The organism is Tyzzerella sp. An114 (assembly GCF_002161055.1).
In the GTDB taxonomy this organism is placed as follows: domain Bacteria; phylum Bacillota; class Clostridia; order Lachnospirales; family Anaerotignaceae; genus Fimicola; species Fimicola cottocaccae.
This window is the reverse complement of record NZ_NFLT01000001.1, coordinates 163,537-174,081: the sequence shown is the minus strand read 5'-3', so window position 1 is coordinate 174,081 and position 10,545 is coordinate 163,537. Positions and strand designations below refer to the sequence as shown.

Sequence of the window (10,545 nt, the reverse complement as noted above, 5' to 3'; positions counted from 1 at the left end):
TTATATTTATTACAAAAGATGAAATATTTTTAAGGTACAAAGGATAAAATATTTAAAAGAACGTTTAAAAAACTAAAGAAATAATACTTTAATTTTAAGGGGGAAATAATATGACAAGTGTTCCTGAAATTTTCGGAAGTATGGTTTTTGATGAACAGGCAATGAAAGAGAGACTTCCAAAAGCTACTTATAAACTTATGAAGAAAAGCATAGCAGAGGGAAAACCTCTTGATAGAGAAGTTGCAAATGTAGTTGCAAATGCTATGAAGGATTGGGCTATTGAAAGAGAAGTAACACATTTTACTCACTGGTTCCAGCCTATGACAGGAGTTACAGCAGAAAAACATGACAGTTTCATATCTCCAAGTGAAGACGGCAGAGTTATTATGGAGTTTTCCGGAAAAGAACTTATAAAAGGTGAACCGGACGCTTCAAGTTTCCCTTCTGGTGGACTTAGAGCTACATTTGAGGCTAGAGGATATACAGCTTGGGACCCAACAAGCTACGCTTTTATAAAAGAAGATACACTCTGTATTCCAACTGCTTTCTGTTCTTACAGCGGAGAGGCTCTTGACAAGAAAACTCCACTTCTTCGTTCTATGGAAGTTATTAATGAACAGGCATTAAGAATTTTAAGACTTTTTGGAGATACTACTACAACAAAAGTTAATACAACAGTAGGACCAGAGCAGGAGTATTTCCTTATTGATGAAGAATTATACAAACAGAGAAAAGACCTTATATATTGTGGAAGAACTCTTTTTGGTGCTAAACCTCCAAAAGGTCAGGAACTTGAAGACCACTATTTTGGAACAATAAAACCAAGAGTAAAGGCTTTTATGAAAGACCTTAATGAAGAACTTTGGAAACTTGGTATACTTGCTAAGACAGAGCATAATGAAGTTGCTCCAGCACAGCACGAACTTGCACCAATATTCTCAACAACAAATATTGCATCAGACCACAACCAGCTTACAATGGAAATGCTTAAAAAGGTTGCACAGAAACATGGTATGGCTTGTTTATTACATGAAAAACCATTTGCAGGAGTTAACGGAAGTGGAAAGCATAATAACTGGTCAATATCAACAGATACAGGTGTAAACCTTCTTGAGCCAGGTGAGTCTCCAAAGAAAAATGCACAGTTTTTACTTTTCCTTGCAGCAGTTATAAAAGCTGTTGATGATTATCAGGACCTTTTAAGAGTTTCTGTTGTTGGTGCAGGAAACGACCACCGTCTTGGAGCTAACGAAGCACCTCCAGCTATTGTTTCAATGTTTGTTGGTGATGAACTTCAGCAGGTTTTAGACTCTATTGAAAAGGGTACAGAATTTGAACAGAAAGATAAAGAAGAAATGGAAATTGGTGTCCATGTACTTCCTCATTTCTTTAAAGATACAACAGATAGAAACAGAACTTCACCTTTTGCTTTCACAGGAAATAAATTTGAATTCCGTATGCTTGGTTCAACAGTTTCTGTTTCAGGACCTAATATTGTTTTAAATACAATAGTTGCAGAAGTTTTAAGCCAGTTTGCCGATGAACTTGAAAAAGCACCTGACTTTAATAAATCATTAAAAGCTCTTATAAAGAAAACAATTATAGAACATAAGAGAATTATATTTAATGGCGATGGTTACAGCGATGAGTGGCAGAAAGAAGCAGAGAGAAGAGGACTTCTCAATCTTAGAACAACACCAGACGCACTTCCTTATTTTGTATCAGAAAAAAGCATAAAACTTTTTACAAAGCATAATATATTTACAGAGGTTGAGATTAACTCACGTTATGAAATACTTTTGGAAAATTACTGCAAGACTTTAAATATTGAAGCTCTTACAATGATTGAAATGGCAAGAAGAAGCATTCTTCCAGCAGTAATGAAATATACAAACAGTATTACAGAAACACTTACAGCGAAACAGGGTATAGGAATTGACATATCAAAATGTAAAGAAAAATCTATTGTTGAGGAACTTTCATACATTACATCTTCAATAATTGATAACTTAGAAAAACTTGAAAGTGCTGTAATAGGTGTTAAGGATACAGATGGAATGCAAGCAGAGGCGGATTACTATAAAGATGTAGTTATACCTGCTATGAATGAGCTTAGAGCTGTTGCTGACAGAGCAGAGGTTATTGTTGGCGATGAATATTGGCCATATCCAAGATACGGCGAACTTTTATTCAGCATACTTTAAATTCAATGTTCTTTTGAACTTAAAAATAAATAAAATATAACTAATCACAAAGACGTGTATTTTTAAGGATAATATAAAAAATACACGTCTTTTAATTTTAGGGGGAATTAATATGTTTTCATCAGTAAATACCATTTGGGTATTGGTTGGAGCCGCCCTTGTATTCTTTATGCAGGCAGGCTTTGCAATACTCGAGGCAGGTTTAACAAGAGCTAAAAATGCCGGAAATATCATAATGAAAAACCTTATGGACTTTAGTATTGGTACTCCAATATTCTGGATTACAGGTTTCGGAATAATGTTTGGTTCATCATCATCATTCTTTGGTGGTATTGATTTATTTACAAGAGGAGATTACTCATCAATCACACCGGCAGGTGTCCCATTTTTCGCCTTTCTTATATTTCAGACTGTTTTCTGTGCCACAGCAGCAACAATAGTTTCTGGCGCAATGGCAGAGAGAACAAAATTTTCATCATACTGTATATATAGTTTTATAATAAGTGCAATTATATATCCTGTTTCAGGTCATTGGATTTGGGGCGGTGGCTGGCTTGCACAGCTTGGCTTCCATGATTTTGCCGGTTCAACAGCCGTTCATATGGTTGGTGGTATAGCAGCCTTTTTAGGTGCAAAAACTCTTGGACCTCGTATTGGAAAATATACAAAAGACGGAAAACCTAAAGCAATTTTAGGTCATAACCTTACTATTGCTGCTCTTGGTGTGTTTATATTATGGTTCTGCTGGTTTGGATTTAATGGTTGTTCAACAGTAAGTGCAGAAGGTGACGAAACTCTTATAAAAATGGGTTCAATATTCGTTACTACAAATATGTCAGCAGCAGTTGCTTCAATAACAGCTATGATTATAACATGGGTTAGATACAAAAAACCTGACGTTTCAATGACTTTAAACGGTACTCTTGCAGGTCTTGTTGCTATAACAGCCGGCTGTGATATGGTTTCAATAGGTGGTTCTGCTGTTATAGGTATTATTGCAGGTTTTGTAGTTGTATTTGGTATTGAGTTTATTGATAAAGTTTTAAAAGTTGACGACCCTGTTGGTGCTGTTGGTGTTCATGGTATGTGTGGTGCAACAGGTACAATTCTTACAGGTATTTTTGCTGTTGACGGTGGTCTTTTATATGGCGGCGGAATTGATTTCTTAAGAATACAGATTATAGGTGTTTTCTCTGTTGCTGTATGGGTTATTATAACAATGACAATAGTTTTCCAGGTACTTAAACATACAATAGGTCTTCGTGTTTCGGAAGAAGAAGAAATCCTTGGTCTTGATATTAAAGAACATAATCTTGCAAGTAGCTATGCTGGATTTATGATACCTAATGAAAGTGTATTTGGTGCAGATTTCAAAAAAGAAAGAAAAGTTACAACAGAGGAGGCTGTCACAGTACAGCATGTACCTGCTGAAAGAATTGAAAATGCTGAAAATGAAAAACTTACAAAAATCGTTATTATCGCAAATCAGAGTAAATTTGAAGCCCTTAAAAATGCTCTTTCAGCAATAGGAATTACAGGTTTAACTGTTACACAGGTTTTAGGTTTTGGTATGCAGAAAGGTAACAGCGAATATTATCGTGGTATTGAAGTTGATGTCGCTTTAAGACCTAAAGTAAAACTTGAAATGGTTGTATGTAAAATTCCTGTTGAAACTGTTGTCGATGTGGCAAAACAGGTATTATTTACTGGTCACATTGGAGACGGAAAGATATTTATATATGATGTTGAAAATGTAATCAAAATAAGAACTGGAGAAGAAGGATATTATGCTCTTCAGGATGAAGACTAAATATTTTTTGGAGTTGTTAAAAAAGTACAGACAATTGTCTGTACTTTTTTTATGTTTTAGTATAAAAACAGAATATTAAATTTATTTAACAAAGGGTTTGATTTTTATGCTATAATAGATTAAAATTGGAAAGTATATTTTTATTTTTTATTCAATAACATCAAGGTGAAAGGTTGATATTAAAATTATGAAGAATTTAATAGTTGCACAGTCAGGCGGACCTTCTTCCGCAATTAATGCTACTGTTGCAGGCGTTTGTAGTTTCGGTTTTGAAAGTAATAAAATCGATAAGGTCTATGGTGGTCTTCATGGTATAAAGGGGATACTTGAAGAGAGAATTATAGAGCTTAATGATTTACTTGATACTGAAGAAAAACTTGATACTCTTGCTATGACGCCGGCTGCAGCTTTGGGAAGTTGCAGAAAAAAACTTGCTGATTATAGGGTTGATGACAGCGAGTACAAAAAACTTATTGATATTTTCAGAAAATATAATATAGGTTACTTTGTCTATATTGGTGGTAATGACTCTATGGATACTGTTTATAAAGTGTCAGAATATTGTGTCGCAAAGGGTATTAATGATATAAAAGTCATGGGAGCACCTAAAACAATAGACAATGACCTTTGTGAAACAGACCATACCCCAGGCTTTGGCTCTGCTGCAAAATACATTGCTACAACAATATCAGAGCTTGGATATGACGGAGATGTTTATGATGTACCTACTGTAAATATTGTTGAGATTATGGGTAGGGATGCAGGTTGGCTTACTGCTTCATCATGTCTTGCAAGATTAAATGGACATCATGTTCCAGACCTTATATATCTTTGTGAGAAACCTTTTAGTGTTGAAAAATTTATTGATGACGTAAACAAAAAAATAGCTGAGAAAAAAACTGTGGTAGTTGCAGTCAGTGAAGGTGTTAAAAATGCAGAAGGAAAATACATATCCGAAACAGGAGATGGAAAACTTGACGCTTTTGGACATGTTCAGCTTGCTGGTGTAGGTGAATTTTTGAAAGACGTTGTCAAAAAAGAAATAGGCTGTAAAGTTCGTTCAATAGAGCTTTCACTTATGCAAAGATGTGCAGGTCATATTGCAAGTAAGACTGATATAACAGAGTCACGTCTTATAGGTTATGAAACTGCAAAATTCGCTTCTGAAGGTGGAAGTGGAAAGATGGGTGTTTTTATAAGAAATACTGAAAAAGAGTATGGTGTAAGTATTGATTTTGTGGATATATCAAAAATAGCAAATAAAGTTAAAAAAGTTCCTTTAGAATGGATAAATGAAGAAGGTAACGATGTTAAACAGGAACTTATAGATTATTTATACCCTATCATACAGGGAGAATTGCCTTTACAGTATGATAATGGTATACCTAAAACAATAGTAATTCAGTAATATATTTGAGGTATGTGGTAAATGCTTATAACTAGAGAAACAGATTATGCAATGCGTACTGTTAGAGCTTTGGCAGGAGGAAAAAGACTTAATATAAAACAGATTTGTGAGGCTGAATGTATACCTGTACAGTTTGCTTATAAAATTCTTAAAAAATTAAGTGAAAAAAATATACTTAAAATAATAAGAGGAGCAGGTGGAGGATATTGCCTTGAAGCTGACCTTAATACACTTACATTGTATGATATTCTTGTTGCAATAGAAAATGAAGATGATTATAATAGTGTAAATCTGTGTTTAAAAAAAGGTGTTGACTGTATTCATAACAGTAACGGCAAACATTGTAAAATGAATAAAGAATTTAGAAGAATAAATGCAGTTCTTGAGGAAGAACTTAAAAAAGTACCTTTTATAGAATTGATATAATTTTTAAAGGCAGAGCTTATGCTCTGCCTTTTTCGAAAGGGTGATAAAATGGCTTTAAAAAATAATGAAATCAATATTTTGTTAAAAAAAGAAAAAAAGTTTATAGAACAAAAACCTTTAAATCTGTTTAAGAAAGAAAAAGAAACTCTTTCAAATATTTTTGATGAAAAAGTACCTGAAAAAGTTCGTATAAGTACAGAGGCTACATTTGAGTCAGCTTTTGAATTTATATTTGAAAAAGGTGATAGTGTACTTGAAAAAACATATTCAAAAGAAAAAATATTAAATGAATATGAAAAAAATAAAAATAAGTTTAATTCAAATAAAACAAAATCAAATCTTAGAAGTTTTGATAGGTCTGTTAAAATATCAAATACAATAAATACAGCCTTTACAGGTATAAAAAGTACTGCTATGGGTGTTTTGGGAGTTGGTATGCCTGATATACCTGTTTTTATAGGTGAAATAATAAGAACAATATATCAAACAGGATTAAAATATGGATATGACCATAAAACAGAAAATGAAAAAATATATATACTTTCTGTTATAGGTTTTGGATTATCTTGTGGAAAAGAGAGAGAATATTATTCAAATCTTTGTGATGATATTGCATATAGTATTGAAAAAAATAGCGAATTAAAAGTTACATTTTCTGATATAGAAAAGAAAATTTCTGCTCTTATGGTAAGTAAAGTTTGCGGTCTTAAAATTGTTCAGGGTATTTTTGTAATCGGAATTATTTCATCATTTGGAAATATTTCTGTTATGGATAATATATCGAAAGGTGCATATTTAAAGTATAAAAAGCGTTTCATTATGTACAAACTTGTCAATAAAAATTGATTTTTTATAAATTTATTATTGACTTTATTAATTTTAAGTCATATAATCACCTTATAAAAATTGAATATTTATTCAGAACTGGGGAGCTGATTAAATCAGCTGAGAGTGAGGTGTTGTCCTCTTACTCATTGAACCTGTAAGGTTAGTACCTACGTAGGGAGTTTCTTGATTTTATGTTTTATTATTAATTGATTGATTGATTAATTGACATTATTTAAAGACTTTTTCCTATGGAGAAAGTCTTTTTTTATTTATTTTTTAAAATTTTTAAGTAAGGAGATGAAAATATGAGAGTAAACGGAGAGAATATTGAAATAACAAAAGAAACTAATCTCTATGAATTTTTGACAAAACAGGGATATAACACTTTGAAAATAGCTGTTGAATTAAATGGAGATATAGTTCCAAAAAGTAATTATAAAAATGTTACTCTTAAAAATGATGATACAATAGAGGTTGTCAGCTTTGTGGGAGGAGGCTGATATTTTATGAATATTGTGTTTAATGGTAACATTATATATGAAAAAGAGGGTATAAGTCTTATTGAATTTAAAGAAAAATATATGGCTTATGCTGATGTTATTATATTAAATGGTTTTCAAACTGATGAAGACTGTATTTTAAAAAATAATGACAATGTTACAATGCTTAAAAAAGGGGTTATGCCATCAGAAGATGTTCTTGAAAGTCTTATGATGTCAAGACATACACCTTTTGTCCATGAAAAAGTTAAAAAAGCCTTTGTGGCTATTTGTGGTCTTGGTGGTTTAGGTTCTAACATAGCTGTTATGTTAGCTAGAACAGGTGTGGGAAAACTTCTTTTGATAGATTTTGACGTTGTTGAACCTAGTAATCTTAACAGACAAAGCTATTATATAAAGCATTTGGGAATGAATAAAACAGATGCTTTAAAAATGCAGATAGAGGAAATAAATCCTTACATAGAAGTTATAACAAAAAATGTACTTCTTAATGAAAATAATGTAGGTGAAATATTAAAGGATTGTAATATAGTCTGTGAGGCCTTTGATAATCCTGTTTATAAAGCTGAAATTGTAAATTATATAATTGAAAATATGCCAAATACAAAAATTATAGCATCATCAGGAATGGCAGGATATGAAAGTTCTAATATTATAAAAACAGAGAAAAAATTTAAAAATCTTTATGTTTGTGGTGATGGGGTATATGAAGCACGACAAGGACGGGGTCTTATGGCTCCACGTGTGAACATATGTGCAGGTCATCAAGCAAATATGATTTTGAGAATTATACTTGGAATATATGAACCATAAATTTTTTAAAAAAGGAGATAGTGAAATGGAAGATAAACTTATAATCGGCGGAAAAGAATTTAATTCAAGATTTTTCTTGGGAACAGGGAAATTTGAGCTTTCAAAAATGAAAGATGTTGTTGAAGCCTCAGGAACAGAAATGGTTACTCTTGCTATAAGACGTGCTAATATGGCAGGACAGGGAAATATAATTGACGCTATACCAAAAAATATTACACTTCTTCCTAACACATCAGGAGCAAGAACAGCTGAGGAAGCTGTAAGAATTGCAAGACTTGCAAGAGAGCTTGGCTGTGGTGATTTTATAAAAATAGAAGTAATAAACGATACAAAATATCTTATGCCTGACAATGAGGAAACTGTAAAGGCAACAGAAATACTTGCAAATGAAGGATTTATTGTACTTCCATATATGTATCCTGACCTTATATGTGCAAGAAAACTTGTAAAAGCTGGAGCTGCTGCTGTAATGCCTCTTGCTTCACCTATTGGAAGTAATAAAGGTATAAGAACAAAAGATTTTATAAAAATACTTATTGATGAAATAGACCTTCCTATCGTTGTTGATGCGGGAATTGGTGCACCTTCACAGGCTTGTGAAGCAATGGAAATGGGAGCTGCTGCTGTTTTGGCAAACACTGCTGTTGCAACTGCTAATGATATTGTAGCTATGGCAGGAGCATTCAAAATGGCTGTTGAGGCAGGAAGAAAAGCATACCTTGCAGGTCTTGGACGTGTTCTTGAATATGAGGGAGAAGCCTCATCACCTCTTACAGGATTTTTGGAGGTGTGATTAAATTATGGAAAGACCGATAATAGAAGAAGTTTTGGAAAAATATAATAAGTATGATTTTGATAAATTTACAGCCTATGATGTTGAGAAGGCTTTATCAAAAGATACTATTGATGAGAGAGATTTTGCCGCTCTTTTATCTCCTGTGGCTATAAATTATCTTGAGCAAATGGCACAGAAGGCAAAAAAAGAGACAAGAAGACAGTTTGGAAACATTATAACTCTTTTCACACCTCTTTATATTGCAAACTATTGTGTAAATAATTGTGTTTATTGTGGTTTTAACTGTAAAAATAATATAAATAGAGCTAAACTTACTATGGAAGAAATTGAAGAAGAATACAAAGCCATAGCAAAAACAGGTTTAAAAGAGATACTCTTATTGACAGGTGAGTCAAAATATCACTCAAGTGTTGAATATATTGGAGAGGCTGTTGAACTTGCAAAAAAATATTTCTCTACAATAGGTATAGAAGTTTATCCTATGGATGCTGATGAGTATGAATATATACACAAAAAAGGTGCTGATTTTGTAAGTGTTTATCAAGAAACATATAATACAGTAAAATATGATGAAGTACATTTAAGTGGACCTAAAAAAGTGTTTGATTATAGATTTAATGCTCAGGAGAGAGCTTTAATGGGAGGAATGAGAGGAGTAGGCTTTGGAGCTTTGCTTGGTCTTGACAATTTTAGAAAAGATGCCTTTGCAGCAGGTCTTCACGCTTCACTTATACAGAAAAAATATCCACAGGCTGAAATATCATTCTCCGTTCCAAGACTTAGACCTTATATAAATAATTATGAAAATAATTCAAAAGATGTCCATGAACCACAGCTTTTACAAGTTATGTGTGCCTTACGTCTTTTCCTTCCTTTTGCTGGAATGACAATATCAACAAGAGAGAGACAAGGTTTTAGAGACAATGTAATAGGTATGGTTGCAACAAAAATTTCAGCAGGTGTAAGTGTTGGAGTTGGTGGTCATGCTGAAGAAGAAAAGGGTGATGAACAGTTTGAAATTTCAGACCCTAGAACTGTTGATGAGGTTATATCATCAATAAAATGTCATGGTCTCCAGCCTGTATTTACAGATTATGTAAGAGTTTAAGGAAGTGACATTATGATTATATCTGTATCCCAAAGAAGTATATCTTGTGAAAACTTTTTGGATAGAGTTGAAAAAATAGCCAAAGGACAGCCGGATTTTTTTATACTTCGTGAAAAAGATATGTCAAATAATGATTATGAAAATTTGGCAAGAGAATGTTTTGATATATGTAATAAATATAAGACTAAATTTTCTATAAATTCTAATATTGATTGTGCTAAAAAAATTGGAATAAAAAATATACATTTACCTTTTAATATATTATGTGAAAATTATAGTAATTTAAGTTGTTTTGATAATATAGGAGTTTCTGTTCACAGTTTTGATGAAGCTGTTAAGGCTGAAAGTATGGGAGCTACTTATATTATAGCAGGTCATATATATAATACAGATTGCAAAAAAGGTCTTGAGGGTAGAGGTCTTTTGTATCTTGAAAATATATGTAAATCTGTAAATATTCCTGTCTGTGGAATAGGCGGAATAACAAAGGAAAGAATTTCTGATGTTATAAGTACAGGAGCAGAAGGTATTGCTATAATGTCTGAATTTATGAAATGTGAAAATCCTCTTGATAGAATAATGGAGTATAAAAATATTATAAATAAGTCTAAAATTATATAAATTTATATTTTGCTATTGAAATAATTCTCTA

At 32.3% G+C, this 10,545-nt stretch carries 10 protein-coding genes and 1 riboswitch; all 10 genes read left to right on the top strand.

The features are described 5' to 3' along the window. Window positions 1–110: 110 nt before the first annotated feature. The 10 genes from B5E58_RS00750 (at window position 111) to B5E58_RS00705 (ending at window position 10,514) form a co-directional block, all read left to right on the top strand. Window positions 111–2,204, top strand: a complete 2,094-nt coding sequence (locus B5E58_RS00750) for a glutamine synthetase III family protein (protein ID WP_088107765.1) — start codon at window positions 111–113, stop codon at window positions 2,202–2,204. A gap of 112 nt (window positions 2,205–2,316) precedes the next feature. Beyond that, entirely contained in the window at window positions 2,317–4,014 is a 1,698-nt protein-coding gene (locus B5E58_RS00745) for an ammonium transporter (RefSeq protein WP_088107764.1), read from the top strand. A gap of 187 nt (window positions 4,015–4,201) precedes the next feature. Continuing rightward, window positions 4,202–5,422, top strand: a complete 1,221-nt coding sequence (locus tag B5E58_RS00740) for a 6-phosphofructokinase (protein ID WP_088107763.1) — start codon at window positions 4,202–4,204, stop codon at window positions 5,420–5,422. 21 nt (window positions 5,423–5,443) lie between these two features. After that, window positions 5,444–5,848: an RrF2 family transcriptional regulator gene (locus B5E58_RS00735; protein ID WP_088107762.1), complete on the top strand. Its 405-nt coding sequence runs from the start codon at window positions 5,444–5,446 to the stop codon at window positions 5,846–5,848. Between the two features lie 48 nt (window positions 5,849–5,896). Continuing rightward, window positions 5,897–6,694: an EcsC family protein gene (locus tag B5E58_RS00730; protein ID WP_158097627.1), complete on the top strand. Its 798-nt coding sequence runs from the start codon at window positions 5,897–5,899 to the stop codon at window positions 6,692–6,694. A 69-nt stretch (window positions 6,695–6,763) separates the two neighbouring features. Beyond that, window positions 6,764–6,871: riboswitch (TPP riboswitch) on the top strand. Between the two features lie 110 nt (window positions 6,872–6,981). After that, complete coding sequence (gene thiS / locus B5E58_RS00725; RefSeq protein WP_088107760.1) at window positions 6,982–7,176, top strand: sulfur carrier protein ThiS; 195 nt, start codon at window positions 6,982–6,984, stop codon at window positions 7,174–7,176. Between the two features lie 6 nt (window positions 7,177–7,182). Then, window positions 7,183–7,989, top strand: a complete 807-nt coding sequence (gene thiF, locus B5E58_RS00720; protein ID WP_088107759.1) for a sulfur carrier protein ThiS adenylyltransferase ThiF — start codon at window positions 7,183–7,185, stop codon at window positions 7,987–7,989. Window positions 7,990–8,014: 25 nt separating this feature from the next. Continuing rightward, window positions 8,015–8,782: a thiazole synthase gene (locus tag B5E58_RS00715; protein ID WP_088107971.1), complete on the top strand. Its 768-nt coding sequence runs from the start codon at window positions 8,015–8,017 to the stop codon at window positions 8,780–8,782. A 7-nt stretch (window positions 8,783–8,789) separates the two neighbouring features. Then, window positions 8,790–9,893, top strand: coding sequence for a 2-iminoacetate synthase ThiH (gene thiH / locus B5E58_RS00710; RefSeq protein ID WP_088107758.1), 1,104 nt, complete (start codon window positions 8,790–8,792; stop codon window positions 9,891–9,893). 12 nt (window positions 9,894–9,905) lie between these two features. After that, window positions 9,906–10,514 (top strand): thiamine phosphate synthase, encoded by a 609-nt coding sequence (locus B5E58_RS00705; RefSeq protein ID WP_088107757.1) that lies wholly within the window; start codon window positions 9,906–9,908, stop codon window positions 10,512–10,514. The last annotated feature ends 31 nt before the right edge of the window (window positions 10,515–10,545 follow it).